This is a genomic window from Flavobacterium zepuense, from assembly GCF_007097145.1.
In the GTDB taxonomy this organism is placed as follows: domain Bacteria; phylum Bacteroidota; class Bacteroidia; order Flavobacteriales; family Flavobacteriaceae; genus Flavobacterium; species Flavobacterium zepuense.
In genome coordinates this window covers 56,721-72,249 of the sequence record NZ_VJVZ01000010.1, presented here as the reverse complement: position 1 = coordinate 72,249, position 15,529 = coordinate 56,721, and the positions used below count along the sequence as shown (strand labels likewise).

Genomic DNA, 15,529 nt, shown 5'->3' with positions numbered 1-15,529 from the left:
GTGCCTAAAGTTAAAATTCACATAAGTTTAGCACCAATTGTTAAACATATTATATAGTTATATTAACGCCGTGCCAATTAAGAAAAGGTTAAGGTAAACCAGTCGTAATTTTATGGTAATGAAAGCAACTACAGCTTTCTCAACTTAAAAAGTACGGCCATGAAAAAGATTTTTACCCTATTGGCAATTCTACTGTTCTTAGGAGCCAATGCACAGGAAACCGTTAAGCCAGACTATGCACTTATCGAAAAAAATATTAAAGACAAAAATTCGCCTTTATATTACAACAAGCTTGTAGAGCGTTATAATGCTGCCGATGTAAGCTTAACTGTAGAAGAGAGAAGGCACCTGTATTATGGTTTTGCCGTTATTGATAAACCAATTGATGAGGTTGCCCTTAAAGAAACCGAAAATAAGCTTAGGGAAGCGCTGCACAAACCAAGCCCTACACTGGCCGACCTGGATGATGTGGTTCGTTATACAGGTACGCTATTAGAGGCTTACCCATTTAGCATTACCATGATGCAGTACCGCATTTACTGCCTTAAAGCGCTTAACCGCCACGACGAAGCTGCTAAAGTAAGGGAGCAAAGCGATATTGTTATTGATGCTATGTTAAGCAGCGGCGATGGCAATACACCCGAGAATTGCATACACGTTATAGATGTTAAAAATGAATATGAACTTGTAGGTATACTGGGTTTTGAGCCACAGGGCGAAGAATATATGGTAAGCAACAAATACAACTACGTTGTTATAAACAAAAATTCATACGATTTACCCGGGTTGTTTTTTGATACTACTACTGCAAAAACAGTTACAGGATTATCTAACGCCGTTACGGGATTATAAAATTACCCTTCTTTAAACAGGCCTGCAGCACACAATGTTGCAGGCTTTTTTTGTTGTACACAATACAGTAGGGCATTGGCAATAAAGGAAAAAGATGTAAATTCGCACCATGATGAAAAGCGACGATATAGAAAAGGTTAAGCAGCTACTGGCTTCGCCTAAAAAAATAGCAATAATGCCCCATCGCAACCCGGATGGCGATGCTATGGGCTCAACCCTTGGTTTATACCATTTTTTACAACTCTTAGGCCATGAGCCTGTTGTTATAGTTCCTAACGATTTCCCTGATTTTTTAGCATGGCTCCCATCAAGCGAAACCGTTAAGGTTTTTGAAAGGGATGTTGAGGTTGGCACGCGGTTATTAAACGATGCCGAGCTTATTTTCACGCTCGATTTTAATGTGCTTAGCCGTACCGGCGATAGTATGGAGGCAGCCCTTAAAGCACTTACCGTACCGTTTATAATGATAGACCACCACCAAAAACCAGATGATTATGCGGTAGTAACCTTTAGCGATACCAGCTATGGGTCTACCTGCGAAATGGTTTATCAGTTTATACAGGGGCTGGGTCAGGGGCAACTTATAAATAAAACCATTGCTACCTGCCTGTACACAGGCATAGTTACCGATAGCGGATCGTTCCGTTATCCATCTACCACAGGCACTACGCACCGCATTGCAGCCGAATTTATAGACCTCGGTATAGACAACAGCGCCATACACAGCCTATTGTTTGATAACCACTCGCACAACCGCATACAAATTTTGGCAAGGGCTTTGCAGAACATGAAAGTGTTGTCTGCCTATAAAACATCCTACAGTAGCCTTAGCCAGGAAGAGCTTAACAACTTTGGCCACAGCAAAGGCGATACAGAAGGTATTGTAAACTATGGCCTTAGCATGAAAGATATTGTGTTTACGGCATTTTTTACCGAAAATAAAGATGAAGGTATCATAAAGATATCGTTTCGTTCTAAAGGCGATTTTGATGTTAATGCTTACGCCCGCGAACATTTTAGCGGGGGCGGGCATATTAACGCTGCCGGGGGTAAAAGTACACTGCCGCTGGAAGCAACCATACAAAAATTTATTGCTACTTTAGCAACCACAAAAATTGACTGATAACATGAAGAAGAGTATAATAGTGCCGTTTTTGCTTATAGCCGCGCTTATTGCAAGCTGCTCTAAGCCACAGGCACGCAGGCCAATATCGCACAGTTCGGGTACGTTTATGAAAGAGAGTATTAAGCGAAATAAAAAGCTTATTGCTAACGAGGAGTCGCAGATAGATTCTATTATAAAGAGCAATCCCGCTACAAAATATATAGCATCTGATAAAGGGTACTGGTACTTTTACCAAACCGAAGTTACTGCCGATACCATTCGCCCCAAACGTGGCGATGTTGCCTTTTTTGATTATGATGTAAAAGATATTAAAGGCAATATTATTTATAGTGAAACCGAGTTACGCCCCCAGGTTTATTATGTAGATAAGGAAAATATAATGATGGGCCTTCGCGACGGTATCAAGCTTATGAATAAGGGGGAGAAGGTTACGTTCCTGTTCCCGTCGCACATGGGCTACGGCTATCATGGCGATAACAAAAAAATTGGTATAAACCAGCCACTGGTATGTACCGTAACGCTTAATGACATTAAGCCTGAAAGTGAAGTTAAAGAGAATTAATTAATTATAAATGAAACCAATGACAAGTCTTTTTTTAAGCTTAGTAGCTTTTTTCTTTTCCTGCAACAATACAGCTACGCCACCATCGGCAGAGGCTAATGTAAAGCTGGAAGATGGCCTGTATGCCGAAATAGAAACCAACAAGGGTTTAATTGTGGCACAGCTTGAATATATAAAAACACCGCTTACAGTGGCTAACTTTGTAAGCCTTGCCGAAGGTAAAAACGATATGGTAAGCGCAGAATATAAGGGCAAGCCTTTTTACAATGGCTTAAAATGGCACCGTGTTATTAAAGACTTTATGATACAGGGCGGCGACCCTAAAGGCGACGGATCTGGCGGTCCGGGCTATAAATTTGCCGATGAATTTACCGATCTTAAGCACAGTGGCGGCGGTATATTAAGTATGGCTAATGCAGGCCCTACTACTAATGGCAGCCAGTTTTTTATTACCCACAAAGCTACACCGCACCTTGATGGCAGGCATACTGTTTTTGGCCACGTTGTACAGGGTATGGATATTGTAAACCTTATAGAGCAGGGAGACGATATTAAAACCATTAAAATTGTGCGCGTAGGTAAAGAAGCTAAAAAGTTTGATGCCGCTAAAGTATTCAAAGAATACTACGAAAAAGCTGCGGCCGATCAAAAGAAAAAAGAAGAAGCATTAGCTAAAGCTAAAACTGATAAAGTTGCTTACTTTGAATTAACTAAAGCAAGCGGAACCAAAACAGCAAGTGGCCTTGTATACAAAATATTAAGCAAAGGCAACTGCGGGAAAGCAGCTGATGGCGCCCAGGTAATGGTAAATTATTCAGGATATCTTGATAACGGTTATCTTTTTGACTCAAGTATTGCCGATGTAGCTAAGGCTATGGGCAACTATATACCGCAAAAAGATGCAGCAGGTGCTTATGTGCCAATCCCTTTTACAATAGGTACAAAAAGCGGCATGATACCGGGCTTTTTAGAAGGCCTTGCCCTTATGAATCCGGGCGATAAAGCCATCCTTTTCATACCATCGCACTTAGGCTATGGCGAAAGAGGCGCACCGCAGGGTAAAATACCGGGTAATGCAAACCTTGTGTTCGAACTTGAAATGAAAGCTGTAGAGGGCTGTAAATAGTCTTTAAGCTTACAGTATAAAAAAGGGATTCCAAAACTATTTGGAATCCCTTTTTATTTATATCGAACTGGTTAAACCTGAAACTTTAAACCTGAAACAAGTTTAGAATTTCCACACAAATTCATCCTTATCGTTTATGGCAGCACCAAGCTCTACACGGATAACTTCATTAAATTCCACACGGAAAATAATCCAGTTGGCCTCATTAAAAAAGTGGTCTTCGCTGTCAAAGTTTTCGGTTTCAAAAGTAGCAATGGCAGTATCCTTAAGGCTGTCTTTATATTCGTTCCATTTTTGCCCGATTACTTTTTTAGAGAACAGTTCCAATTCAGGGTTGGTAGCAATAATGTACCCCAGTTTAAAGTCTTCGTCCTGGTAAAAAGTAAGCCTTAATTTCTCTTTATCATAAAGGTAAATGGTATTGTCCTCATCATCTTTAAAAGAGCGTGCAGGTTTACCGTAAATTGCTGTAACATCCTTCTCTTTCATACCAAACACCAGCTTGTCTATCCCTGATTTTAAGTTTATTTTCATACTTTAATTATAAGTTTTATCGCTACAAAGGTAGCTTAATTATGATAATTGCAGAAGCTATTAATCATCTATCGTCTACCAAATCTAACCATCCGGCTATCTACTTCTTCACTTTAATCTTGCTTCCCTGCTTTACCAATATCTCCGATCCTTTTGCGAGGTAAACCGATACCGGTTTTAAATCCTGCAAAAAAGCAAAATCCTGTCCGTACACAGTTGCAAAGTCAACATCTATCTCATACTCTTTAATCGGATAAATTTGCCAACGTGGATGCGCCACCTCATATTCTGATGTCATGCTGTTGTTTATCTTGGTGTAACCCCAAAAGTGTTCAGTAATAAACTCTTCCTCGCTATCAGGCTTAATATCCACGGCAGTTTTATCGGCTACAGCCTTAAAGGTATGCCAGCGGCCTTTTTTCCAGCCGTATTCTACCGTAAGGGTGTCGCCTTCTTCAATCCAGGAATGGCGGGTAGGCATCGTTTCATAATTTTCGCGGTACAGCAGGTTGGCCACCATTGTAAGCGCCGGGCGCGGAACGATTTCCTTTATGAACACCACGCCGCGTTTGTAACCATCGGTATGTTTGTACTTAACGTAAAAGCGCAGGTTTATCTCCTCAAAATTAATATGAAACGGAATCTTCATCCGCAATACTTTAGTGTCGACAAACATAAACCCCACGAGGCTAACATAGCAGGTATCATTCCATAAGTCCAGCTCCGTTTCAAACGGAAGGTACTTTTTCAAAATTTCCGGGTCAACGGCATAATTCGCCATAACGAGTTTGCGCCACTGGGCATCAAGGAAAATGCGTTTTTTTATAGGAGCTGGTTCCATAATTTGTTCATTACTATTTATTGTTCTTTTGTCTTGAAACAAAAGAACCAAAAGTTCAAGGCGCTAACTTCTTTTGCTACAAATTAAAGTTCTCGGCTAAACGATTTGAACTCGCTGCGCTCAAACAGCAAATCGTTCTTAACGCCTCATCCTTTAATTTGCTTGCGCAACAAAGTTTAAGGCCTTAGCTTCACTCAAATCAGCTTACTCATACGTCTAATAATCCAATATCTAAAAATCTACTTTTTCACCAATCTATAGCTATAATCAGGATAATTATCCAACATGATGCTGTATAACCCGGCAGTTAGCTTACTCACATTTATTTTGTTGACTATCTTGGGTAACGATCCGTTAAGTACATCTTTACCCGTCATATCAAAAAAAGTATACTTAAGACCGATAAGGCTGGGATCAATTTCAATGTAAATAATATCGCCGGCGGGGTTGGGGTACACTCTGATTTTATCACGTATGTTGTTTTGTGCCGTAAACAACGGCATATTTTCCAGATAATTATCTAAAAATGCTGACAGATTAACCCTGTGCAGCTTTTGCGCGGTGTTTATAAAAGGCGACTGTACAAAATGCTCGTTAGTAAGGTAATAGTTATTGCCCGTGCTTGCTGCAATGCCCTCTACCTGATGGAAATTTTGCGAAAACCCAATTTTGCGTTTGTTACCGCTAAAAAACTCGTGTCCGTTAAAATCGTACAGCAGATATAAGAATGGTTTTAAAAGGGTACTGTAGCCGCAAAGCACAAGGGTTTTTTTATCCTCTAAATACGTAGCCCCGGTTATAAGCCCACCCACATTATACGTGGTTTTTAGCAGCGCTACATGCGTTCCCGGAGTTTTAGGCAGCACATAAACACTCGTTTTTTTGCTTACCCATTGCTTTGTAAACAGGTAAATACTATCGTTAGTAACCACGAAAGCCTCGCAGTCAAAGTCGGTAGCATTGTTAGCTGTAGATGTAAAATTAGTCTGCTTGGCATAGCTAAAGTTAATTGTCTCTATAACGGGGTTGCTTGAAAGTAGCCCTGCCTTATCGGCCCTTATAATGCTCAGGTTAGTGCGGTTGCCGCTCACGTTGTTACCAAAATCGCCTATGTACACGTGGGTGCTGTCCTGGCTTATATCTTCCCAGTCCTGGTTGTTGGTGCCTGTAACGGTAAGGGTTTGCAATACGGCACCACTCAGGCTGTCTAAAGCATACAGTTTAGTGTCGCCGTTATCGTTGTGGGTGTAAAGGTTATCGCCCCATTTTATAAGTCCTGATGTTTCTATAATTTCCGGCGGCAGGGTAACGGTAGCATCCGGTGAAATGGATGTATTAGGATAGGTGCAGCTGCCATCGTTTATGGTAGCATTGGGGTTGTAGTTGTTAGAAAGCGGATCGGTACAGCCGTAGGTTTGCGCCAGGATAGCCTGTGTACACAACAGCAATAATAGTATGTAGTAATGTTTAATCATGGTGGGGTACAGGGTATCAGCACCTTAAAGTTACCGAAACATCTGCGGTGTTACCGGCAATTTAGCAAAATTTTAAAAACTTAGCTAAACCGTAAATACGTATTATTTAAATAGGGAATATTATTGAAAATGATATAGATAATCTTAGTGATACGTTAAATGATTATTTATATGTAATTATACTTATTAATTTTATTGAAGAACATAAAACACCAAAACCATGAACAAACTAATACGAGCACTAATTGCAGGATGGGGCGCTAAAAAACTGGGTGGGGGCTGTATAGGCACCATTATAGCATTTGCAGTAATTTATTACCTTTTGGGCTACTGTGACCGAATGTAACGGCAAAAAAAATAGCTTAAGACAGGCAACCTGTTCTAAACTACACATAATTTAAAGTTCATACATCCTTACCGGTGTGTGGACTTTTTATTTTACAGATATTTCTGTTTCTAATCTCCACCCCCGCAGCCTCCGCCGCAACCACTGCATCCGCTGCTGCAACCACTACTGCTGCAACCGCTGTCGCCGTGCGATGAGCAACCGCTATCGCTGCACCCCGATGTGCAGGAAGACATCCCCTCAGAACCGTTAGTGCCTCCGCCTCTTTTGTTGCCGTTTCCCTTATCGTTAAACTTGCTAAGTGCCGAGGCGATCATCATAACAATGAACACTATTATAAAGTCTTTACCGGACGATTGTATACAGAGCATTGCTACGGCTATCATGATAAGCTCAAAGGCAACCGACCTTATTTTTGCCGATGGCTTTTTGATGAGCCAGTACCGCTGAAGATTAACCCGCTGGAAGTCGATATCCGAAAACCGGGTTATGCTGTCGTGCCAGATGTCGGGTGGGGGAGGTGTGCCAAAGTTTTCAAGATACAATTCGTGCAGGCCTTTATAGTAGGTGCTGAATTTTTGCCGTTCTTCACTGCCGCCTTTGGTAGGGTTGTGGTGAATTTCCTGCCCCATTGTGCCGCGGCACAGGTTGTTCCAGTACGATTTGGTGTAGGTTAAGTGCAGGTGCCAGGCCTGGTCTACCGGGTCAGATGGTGTTACACCGGTAGGCGAAATACAGCACAGGTAAATAAACCTTTTGTATTCGGCAATTACGCGTTGCGTGTAGTTGGCGTTCCACCCGTTTTCGCAGGCAAGCCTTGCGGCAAAGGTTAATTGGGTACCGGGATCATCAAAGGTAAACTCCTCTATACCCTTCCATAATTGATTTTCAAATGTCGTCATTTTTGTTTTAAAGGTACACACAAAACAAAAACGGCCACACATTTGCGCAGCCGTTTCGTTTCATTATTTTGGGCGTTCCTTACATATTTTGAGGTGTATTATGGAGTGGCATCGAAACCTGATTTTTTTGTGAATTTTACGTTATTTTTTTTCATTTAATGATTCCATGCTACGACTCATTTCAAAATAGAAGCCTTCAAGTTCATATTCGTTATCGGCAAGTTTTAAATAGTCATGCTGAAAATCAACTAACGACTGCTCACCTCCATATTTAAACCCTAATATATTTATCAGTTCGTATTCATTACCAACATTTATAACATAAAAGCTGGTATCAATTGTCCTGCCGTCACCTGTGCTAAGAATTGCCTCTATAATCATTTCGGTCTGTCGGGTTTCCTTTACGGCTTCCTCTATTCTGCCCAGTTCTCCAAAAAAATGAATGCGATATTCTTTCACTCGTATGTTAAAAGGATAATCTTTAAGTATTTTTGAAGTGAGCGTTATTATTTTCTCCATTTCTTTTTTATCAAGTTTATCCCTGTTTAGAAGATTATTTAAATCCTTATTATAATCAGAATTACCGCCATAGGGCGAGTAAGCATCAGTAAAAGAGTAACCGTAGTAGAGATATCTTTTCTCTTCCATTGTCATGGTTGTATCTGCCTTAATATATCTGTCAAATAACGTATTAAAGTATAAAGGTGATTTTTTATCTTTTGTACTTTTCTCAATGAGCTTATAATCGGGTTTTGCAAACTCTCTTGATTGCGAATTAGCTACAATTACAAATAGTAATAATAATAGTGATAATTGTTTTTTCATTGGGTTGAATGGTACTGGATAATTAAATGTAGTTTTTAATTTACTAAATACGATGATTTTACAAAATTTATTGCCTAAAAATCTGCGAATGCAGTCATCTAAAAATCTCTCATAAAAATCCAATAATGCTATTTTCATTTTCCAATTTTATAATTACTTTTGCGCATGCAACACAATGTACTAATTTTAGACTTCGGGTCGCAATATACACAGCTTATTGCGCGTAGGGTTCGCGAGTTAAATATCTTCTGCGAAATTTTTCCTTACAACAACCCACCTACCGATTTATCATCATACAAAGCCGTAATACTTTCGGGCAGCCCATTCTCTGTAAGGGCCGACGATGCTCCTCATCCTGACCTTGCCGAAATTCGCGGTAAACTGCCTTTGCTTGCCGTGTGCTACGGTGCGCAGTACCTTGCCCATTTTGATGGGGGAGAGGTTGCACCAAGCAACATTCGCGAATACGGCCGTGCAAACCTGTCGTATATTAAAGAGGGCGAACCGTTCCTGGAAGGCGTTAGCGCTAACAGCCAGGTTTGGATGAGCCACAGCGATACCATTAAAAAACTGCCTACAAACGGCGTAGTGCTTGCAAGCACTAAAGATGTAGAAAATGCCGCTTATAAAATAGAGGGCGAAACTACATATGCTATTCAGTACCATCCTGAGGTATACCACAGTACCGATGGCAAGCAAATGCTGGAAAACTTTTTGGTAAAAATTGCCGAAGTTCCGCAAAGCTTTACGCCTAACTCTTTCGTAGAGGATATCGTAGCCGAGCTTAAAACTAAAATTCAGAATGATAAGGTAGTACTTGGCCTGTCGGGCGGGGTAGACTCCACCGTGGCTGCCGTGCTTTTAAACAAGGCCATTGGCAAAAACCTGTACTGTATATTTGTAAACAACGGATTGCTACGCAAAGACGAGTTTGAAAGCGTATTGCACCAGTATAAAGATATGGGGCTTAACGTGAAGGGTGTAGATGCAGCCGACCGTTTCCTGTCTCAGCTTGAAGGGATATCAGATCCTGAAACCAAGCGTAAAACCATAGGCCGCGTATTCATCGAGGTTTTTGATGACGAGGCACACCAGTTAGAAGATGTTAAATGGCTGGCACAGGGTACCATTTACCCCGATGTTATTGAGTCGGTTTCTGTAAAAGGTCCGTCGGCTACCATAAAATCGCATCACAACGTGGGCGGATTGCCTGATTTTATGAAGCTTCAGGTGGTAGAGCCATTGCGCATGCTGTTTAAAGATGAGGTGCGCAGGGTAGGTGCTACACTGGGTATAGACCCAGAACTTTTAGGCCGCCACCCGTTCCCGGGCCCGGGATTGTCTATCAGGATATTAGGTGATATTACTCCGGAAAAAGTTCGTATATTGCAGGAGGTAGACCACGTGTTTATCCAGGGGCTTAAAGATCATGGCCTTTACGACAAAGTTTGGCAGGCAGGTGCAATTTTATTGCCTGTAAACAGTGTGGGTGTAATGGGCGATGAGCGCACGTATGAAAAAGTAGTGGCACTTAGGGCTGTTGAAAGTACTGACGGTATGACGGCAGACTGGGTACATTTACCGTACGAGTTCTTAATGAAGATTTCTAACGAGATAATAAACAAAGTAAAAGGGGTTAACAGGGTTGTATATGACATAAGTTCTAAGCCACCTGCCACAATTGAGTGGGAATAGCATTGTTAAAGCCAAATAGTTATTATTTGGCTTTTTTTAGTATCCGGCCTGTTTTTGTTAACAAATATTTATTAGGAAATTATTCTTGTTATTTTCTTTATTGTAAGAATAATGTAGGATATTAAGAGTTTTTCTGTTTTTTAAGGTTTATAACTCCTTGATATATAATATTTAATATTTAACTATTACGACTTGTGCGTTAACATAAAAAATTACTAATTTTACCATACACAACCTACAATAAAATTCTAAATATTATGAAAAAAAGATGTATTGCTATAATTGCAATGTTTCTAATGGTGAGTTTTTCATATGCACAGCCTGGCGCAGCCAAGCCTGCCGATGAAAACGTGGAAGAAATAATTGTTAACCATACGGTTACAATGGGAGAAACTGTGGTTATGGTTGCTAAAAAATATAAGGTTACCCCACAGGATCTTTATGAATATAACCCTGCTGCGGTAGATGGTCTTAGTGTAAACATGGCCTTAAAGATACCCATGCACAGGACGGTAGATATGACCCATCCTAAAAAAAATGAAGAAAAACTTGAAACGAAGGTAAAAGATACCGACATAGCTTCTACAAGCAACAAACCCAGCAAGCCGGAACCAAGGCTTGCAGAAATGCAAAATGCCGCGCAGGTACCGGGAGTAGCCTCCGCAGTGCAAATTGCAGATAAACAGCAGGTTCAGGGATCTCCGGCTACGCCGGGTAAGGCGTCGTTAGTGCCGGGCGCACCGGGTACTAAAAGCCACATAGTACAGGAGGGCGAAACCTTGTTTCAGATAGCGTATAAGAATAACATATCTCAGGATTTGCTTGAGCAGGATAACAGGGATGTATTGGCTAATAATGGCTTTAAACCAGGTATAACACTTGTTGTACAACAGGGCAGGGAGCTTTTTGCCACGCCGCTTGAACCTATTGCCGATGAAGTTGCTGCCACGCCAACTATTGTAACCCACCATGTGGTTAGCGGCGAAACACTACACGGCTTATCGCGTAAATACCATACTACTATTGAGGATATTACTGCTGCTAACCCTAAGGCCTTAAAACGCGGACTACAAATGGGCCAAACGCTTAAGATACCTTCAAACTCGGCAAAGGCCACTACCTCAACGGCTGTAGATACTGCTGTTGCTGTTACGCCTACCGAAACTCCTGCAACAGGAGGAACACCTGTTTCTTCCAAATATATTGCTACTGTGCCTGCTCCAGTAACTACAGCAGTAGCTCCTGTTGCTGCTGAAACCGCTCTTGCAGCCACCACTGCTGATGCCCCGGCTGAACTGACAGGTACGGCATCTATTGCAGAGCGTTTAGACGTAGAACACAAAGTAAAGTCAGGCGACACCCTAACAGGCCTTGCCCGTAAATACAACACTACAATTGAAGCCATTACCGAAGCCAACAAAGCCAAACTAAAACATGGCCTACAGGCAGGACAGGTAATTAAGATAACATCTAATACATCATCTAACTAAGATAGTTATTTAATACAGATTATAAAACTAAAGCTGCCAATAGGCAGCTTTAGTTTTTTTTATTGGAGGCGATTTATCATTCCTTTATTAGCTTTCGTGATATTTTTATAGTAGGTGTATATGATGGATTTTAGAAAGGAGTGTTTTAAGGTAGTTACATTTACTTACTTAAACTGAATATTACTGCATTTGTTTTCATCATACCATTTTAACCAACCTTTTTTATCATCTTCGAAAATACCTATAGGATAAGTACGAGCATAATTTAACATTGAATCATATGAAACATAAGCATATTTTGAAATAAATTTTAATGAAGTTCTAAACTGTTCATCCTGTTTGACCGATATGTTTTTTTCAATGTAGTTAATATTCGAAAAAAACTGTTTTTTGAATTGACTATTTTCAGTACAGTTATTAGCGTTGTTAATTGGTTTACAGTAAAGAAAGAATAACGATATTATTACAATATAAATATTTTTCATGATTATTTAATTTTTGTCGGTAGTGAAGTAAAACGTCCTCTTTTAAAAGATAACGAATTTTATATTCTTCATCCCTAAATTTATTTAGTCACATACACCCATCCTACAATAGGCTGTGGATAATCAGCGTCGTTAAGTTCCAAAACAAAGTAGTAAGTGCCGGCAGGTACTGTTGTGCCTTCAGATCCCACTTTCTCTACATCGGCAATACCGTTCCAGTCGGCCTTGCTATGGTCGCCCGTCCATATCAGGGTGCCCCAGCGGTTGTAAATGCTCATTTTAAAGTTGAGGAAAATGTTGCGCAGGCCATCTACAAAAAAGCCGTCGTTGATGCCGTCGCCGTTAGGTGTAACATAGTTGTAAGGCGTAGGGGCACACTTTTTAGTGTACAGCAGGAACGATGCCGTGGTATGGCAGGTGCCGTTATCCAGCCTTACATAAATGCGCTGCGGATTTGTAGTTATGGCATAACTGGTGGTGTTGTAAATTTGATTAAGCGCTTGGTCGGCATTTTGCTGCGTTTCGTAAAAAGTAACCGTCTCGTTAGGATAGTTTTTAAGCGACTCCGCATAGCTCGAAAAATCAAACTTCCCTAAGCCAAAACCGGCATCGCAACCCTCAATATCAGCAGGCTGGGCAATTTCGGGCGACAGCACAAGGCTTGTAGGCAGCGTGTTCGCATTATTAGTTTCATCAAGCTCTATCACAATGCCCGTACCGTCTCCGGTATCATCGGCAACAAAGGTCAGGTTAAAATCCAGCGGAATGCCTATAGGTATTGTAAGGGTTATGTAGTTGCTTTCGCTTTCGCCAATGGCAATATCCTCCAGGGTTTCGGTATAGTCTAAAAACTGACCGTTAACATAAATGCTCAAGGGGGTTGCAGCAGGCAGTACATCGGTTCCGTTAAAGTTACTTACTGTATAGTGTACGTGAATGATGCGCGAGTTACATTGCTTGTAAACCTCTTCTACAACCACGGTAGCATCGGGGAAGAAACAATCGATTATAACGAGCGTAAATATGGCGGTATCATAGCAGCCGTTTTCATCTTCCAGCCTTACAAATATCTGGTGGGCCGTGGCAGAACTGTAAGCATTAGGCTCCGTAATATCATTAGTGCCACTATCGACATCGGCCTGTGTTTCATGAAATGTAATTATATCAGTATCATTAACTTTTAGGGATTGCAGGTAGCCCGAAAAATCAAACACCCCAATACCCGACCCGTTAAAGGTTTCGCAGGCGGTAACATCGGCCGGTTGCTGTAGTATGGGCGATACCCACAACGTTACCGGAAGGGTAAAGCTGTTGTTAGTCTCGTTAGTTTCTTCTATAATACCTGTACCTGTGCCGTTATCATCTACCACAAACATAAGGTTAAAGCTAAGTGGGATATTGTTTGGGATTGTTAAGGAAACCGTATTGTTAAGGCTGCCGTTAATAGCAATGTCTGACGCTGTAGGTACAACCGTAAGCAGGGTAGTATTCGCATAAATAGCGACCGGGGTGTTGTTAGGCAGTATATCAAAACTATTGGGGTTGCTAACCGTGTAGGTAACCGTTATTTGGCGCGAATCGCAGGCTTGTATAAGGTTAGATGCTGCAACAACACCATCTGGGAAATTACAATCTTTGGCAATAAGCAGGAACGAGCCTATACCAAGGCAGCCGTTCTCATCCCAAAGGCGCACAAAAATTTCCTGGGGGTTAGAGGTAGAGAGAAAACTTTCGGGTGTTTGAATGTCATTATCGCCACTTTGTGCATCCACTAAAGAAGTGTGAAACGTAACCACATCGCCGGGATTGTTGGCAAGGGTTTGCTCATAGTCTGAAAAATCAAACAACCCAACGTTAGACCCATTGGTTGTTTCGCAAATGGTAATATCTGCCGGTTCCAGTTCCGGCAATTGCCAAAGCGTTATATTCTCTAAAGCATTGTTGTTGTTTTCGTTGGTTTCTATAACAGTGCCGGTTCCGTTGCCGGTATCATCAACCACAAAAAGCAGCTGTGCATCGCCGGTAATACCAGCAGGCATGGTTAGGGTAATGGTGCCCGGCTCGTTACCGCCAATGGCAATTTCGTTAACTGTTTCGGTAGTGCCTATCAGGTCTCCATTAAGGTAAATGGCAATAGGGGTGTGGGCAGGCAGTACATCGGTACTGTTAACGTTATATACCGTATAATCAACCGTTACCAGGTTTTGGCTGCATATCTTGGTAATTTCATCAAGCACAATGGTAGCATCGGGCAACTGGCTGTTAAGCTTGGTCATTATGGCATTAATCATTACAAAATCCTGCCCCGATGTAAGCTGTATCTCGGCGGTGTCATCGCCCACCTGAATGAAATTCTGAATGTCGTATACATCCACATCCATGTTATACAGTTGGTTAGAACCCGTCTCGGTATTGGTACCGTTAAAAGCATTATTCGCAGGGTTTAACGTATTACTAAGCACCGACCCATTAATGGTAAGGCTTTCATTAACCTGAATAACAGCATCGCCTTCCCATGCTAAAAACCCTATTTTCGCCCCTAAATTATCTACCACATTAAGGCTGGGCAGTGTAATGTTTATAAACGAAGGCACAAACTGTAGCCCATCATATAAATTTAGCTGGTTTAGCGGCAGCGAAGGTTTTTCGTATACCACAATTATAGCCCATCCGCCAAAGTTAGTGGCTATCTGGCAATACAGGTTTTCTTCGTTAGGAACATCATCGTTTATAAGGTCGGTAAGGTCAAGGTCGGCAAGAGTATAGGTTCCGTTCCCTGTAGTTTGCAGTATGGATGTAACATCGGCAAAAGCGCTAAAATAGGGGCGCGTGTTGCCATCGGTATTACTGGCCTGTACGTTAAAAGTACGCTCGGCAGCAATAGCATTTCCGTTAAGGGTAACGTTAAAATCGCCGGTACCGCTACCGGCCCAGTACATATAGGCCTTTATAAGGGTTTCATCAGGATCTAAATTTAAAGTAGCCGATGATGAGGTTAGTATTTCGCAGGGCGTGGTAGTACCATTGTTGCCTATAGTGTTTAAGGTATTGCCTACAAAAGTAAAATCGTACTTACCGTTAAACTGCTCATATAAGGTAACATCTATCTGGCTGTGCGCTGCAAAGCAACAAAATAGCAGTAAGGTAAGGCATTGTAATTTTTGTTTCACGGCAATTTAATTTTTCCTAAAATTAACAAAAATAAGGTTATAGCAAATTTTTTATGCAAAAACAACATCAAAGCATGCTAAAGTTATTAATAAACAGCAT

The 15,529-nt window shown here is 41.2% G+C and carries 14 protein-coding genes; 7 read left to right on the top strand and 7 right to left on the bottom strand.

Annotated features, from left to right (window positions below):
- The first annotated feature begins 159 nt into the window (after nucleotides 1–159).
- The 4 genes from FMM05_RS14970 (at nucleotide 160) to FMM05_RS14955 (ending at nucleotide 3,666) form a co-directional block, all read left to right on the top strand.
- Nucleotides 160–852: a DUF4919 domain-containing protein gene (locus tag FMM05_RS14970; protein ID WP_143374211.1), complete on the top strand. Its 693-nt coding sequence runs from the start codon at nucleotides 160–162 to the stop codon at nucleotides 850–852.
- A gap of 109 nt (nucleotides 853–961) precedes the next feature.
- Nucleotides 962–1,975, top strand: a complete 1,014-nt coding sequence (locus FMM05_RS14965) for a DHH family phosphoesterase (protein WP_143374210.1) — start codon at nucleotides 962–964, stop codon at nucleotides 1,973–1,975.
- 4 nt (nucleotides 1,976–1,979) lie between these two features.
- The gene (gldI, locus tag FMM05_RS14960) at nucleotides 1,980–2,540 is read left to right on the top strand and encodes a gliding motility-associated peptidyl-prolyl isomerase GldI (protein ID WP_143374209.1); all 561 of its coding nucleotides are present in this window, start codon (nucleotides 1,980–1,982) and stop codon (nucleotides 2,538–2,540) included.
- A gap of 10 nt (nucleotides 2,541–2,550) precedes the next feature.
- Nucleotides 2,551–3,666: a peptidylprolyl isomerase gene (locus FMM05_RS14955; RefSeq protein WP_185965602.1), complete on the top strand. Its 1,116-nt coding sequence runs from the start codon at nucleotides 2,551–2,553 to the stop codon at nucleotides 3,664–3,666.
- A gap of 102 nt (nucleotides 3,667–3,768) precedes the next feature.
- Here the strand turns inward: FMM05_RS14955 and FMM05_RS14950 are convergent, their stop codons facing one another.
- The 3 genes from FMM05_RS14950 to FMM05_RS14940 all read right to left on the bottom strand — a co-directional run bounded on the left by FMM05_RS14950 (nucleotide 3,769) and on the right by FMM05_RS14940 (nucleotide 6,516).
- The gene (locus tag FMM05_RS14950; protein WP_143374207.1) at nucleotides 3,769–4,200 is read right to left on the bottom strand and encodes a hypothetical protein; all 432 of its coding nucleotides are present in this window, start codon (nucleotides 4,198–4,200) and stop codon (nucleotides 3,769–3,771) included.
- A 100-nt stretch (nucleotides 4,201–4,300) separates the two neighbouring features.
- Nucleotides 4,301–5,041: a YqjF family protein gene (locus FMM05_RS14945; protein WP_143374206.1), complete on the bottom strand. Its 741-nt coding sequence runs from the start codon at nucleotides 5,039–5,041 to the stop codon at nucleotides 4,301–4,303.
- Nucleotides 5,042–5,280: 239 nt separating this feature from the next.
- Nucleotides 5,281–6,516: a T9SS type A sorting domain-containing protein gene (locus FMM05_RS14940; RefSeq protein WP_143374205.1), complete on the bottom strand. Its 1,236-nt coding sequence runs from the start codon at nucleotides 6,514–6,516 to the stop codon at nucleotides 5,281–5,283.
- Nucleotides 6,517–6,736: 220 nt separating this feature from the next.
- On the opposite strand from FMM05_RS14940, the gene FMM05_RS21245 reads away from it, so the two are divergent.
- Nucleotides 6,737–6,862, top strand: coding sequence for a hypothetical protein (locus tag FMM05_RS21245; protein ID WP_262711235.1), 126 nt, complete (start codon nucleotides 6,737–6,739; stop codon nucleotides 6,860–6,862).
- A 110-nt stretch (nucleotides 6,863–6,972) separates the two neighbouring features.
- Here the strand turns inward: FMM05_RS21245 and FMM05_RS21030 are convergent, their stop codons facing one another.
- Both FMM05_RS21030 and FMM05_RS14930 read right to left on the bottom strand, forming a co-directional pair.
- Entirely contained in the window at nucleotides 6,973–7,764 is a 792-nt protein-coding gene (locus FMM05_RS21030; RefSeq protein ID WP_185965601.1) for a glycine-rich domain-containing protein, read from the bottom strand.
- A 141-nt stretch (nucleotides 7,765–7,905) separates the two neighbouring features.
- The gene (locus tag FMM05_RS14930) at nucleotides 7,906–8,727 is read right to left on the bottom strand and encodes a DUF4919 domain-containing protein (protein ID WP_143374204.1); all 822 of its coding nucleotides are present in this window, start codon (nucleotides 8,725–8,727) and stop codon (nucleotides 7,906–7,908) included.
- Between the two features lie 27 nt (nucleotides 8,728–8,754).
- On the opposite strand from FMM05_RS14930, the gene guaA reads away from it, so the two are divergent.
- Both guaA and FMM05_RS14920 read left to right on the top strand, forming a co-directional pair.
- A complete protein-coding gene (gene guaA / locus FMM05_RS14925) occupies nucleotides 8,755–10,284 on the top strand; it encodes a glutamine-hydrolyzing GMP synthase (protein WP_143374203.1) in 1,530 nt (509 codons plus the stop codon).
- A gap of 257 nt (nucleotides 10,285–10,541) precedes the next feature.
- Nucleotides 10,542–11,774 carry a LysM peptidoglycan-binding domain-containing protein gene (locus tag FMM05_RS14920; RefSeq protein ID WP_143374202.1) on the top strand — a complete coding sequence of 411 codons (1,233 nt, stop codon included), beginning with the start codon at nucleotides 10,542–10,544 and terminating at the stop codon, nucleotides 11,772–11,774.
- Between the two features lie 164 nt (nucleotides 11,775–11,938).
- Here FMM05_RS14920 and FMM05_RS14915 read toward each other — a convergent pair whose 3' ends face one another.
- Together FMM05_RS14915 and FMM05_RS14910 are read right to left on the bottom strand one after the other, a co-directional pair.
- Complete coding sequence (locus tag FMM05_RS14915; protein WP_143374201.1) at nucleotides 11,939–12,259, bottom strand: hypothetical protein; 321 nt, start codon at nucleotides 12,257–12,259, stop codon at nucleotides 11,939–11,941.
- Nucleotides 12,260–12,339: 80 nt separating this feature from the next.
- On the bottom strand, nucleotides 12,340–15,429 hold the full coding sequence (locus FMM05_RS14910) for a T9SS type B sorting domain-containing protein (protein WP_143374200.1): 3,090 nt from the start codon (nucleotides 15,427–15,429) through the stop codon (nucleotides 12,340–12,342).
- Between the last annotated feature and the right edge of the window lie 100 nt (nucleotides 15,430–15,529).

Bases quoted from the DNA above. Each gene is read 5' to 3' on its own strand.
- FMM05_RS14970 (WP_143374211.1), top strand. From the start codon at position 160: ATGAAAAAGATTTTTACCCTATTGGCAATTCTACTGTTCTTAGGAGCC.
- FMM05_RS14965 (WP_143374210.1), top strand. From the start codon at position 962: ATGATGAAAAGCGACGATATAGAAAAGGTTAAGCAGCTACTGGCTTCG.
- gldI (WP_143374209.1), top strand. From the start codon at position 1,980: ATGAAGAAGAGTATAATAGTGCCGTTTTTGCTTATAGCCGCGCTTATT.
- FMM05_RS14955 (WP_185965602.1), top strand. From the start codon at position 2,551: ATGAAACCAATGACAAGTCTTTTTTTAAGCTTAGTAGCTTTTTTCTTT.
- FMM05_RS14950 (WP_143374207.1), bottom strand. From the start codon at position 4,200: ATGAAAATAAACTTAAAATCAGGGATAGACAAGCTGGTGTTTGGTATG.
- FMM05_RS14945 (WP_143374206.1), bottom strand. From the start codon at position 5,041: ATGGAACCAGCTCCTATAAAAAAACGCATTTTCCTTGATGCCCAGTGG.
- FMM05_RS14940 (WP_143374205.1), bottom strand. From the start codon at position 6,516: ATGATTAAACATTACTACATACTATTATTGCTGTTGTGTACACAGGCT.
- FMM05_RS21245 (WP_262711235.1), top strand. From the start codon at position 6,737: ATGAACAAACTAATACGAGCACTAATTGCAGGATGGGGCGCTAAAAAA.
- FMM05_RS21030 (WP_185965601.1), bottom strand. From the start codon at position 7,764: ATGACGACATTTGAAAATCAATTATGGAAGGGTATAGAGGAGTTTACC.
- FMM05_RS14930 (WP_143374204.1), bottom strand. From the start codon at position 8,727: ATGAAAATAGCATTATTGGATTTTTATGAGAGATTTTTAGATGACTGC.
- guaA (WP_143374203.1), top strand. From the start codon at position 8,755: ATGCAACACAATGTACTAATTTTAGACTTCGGGTCGCAATATACACAG.
- FMM05_RS14920 (WP_143374202.1), top strand. From the start codon at position 10,542: ATGAAAAAAAGATGTATTGCTATAATTGCAATGTTTCTAATGGTGAGT.
- FMM05_RS14915 (WP_143374201.1), bottom strand. From the start codon at position 12,259: ATGAAAAATATTTATATTGTAATAATATCGTTATTCTTTCTTTACTGT.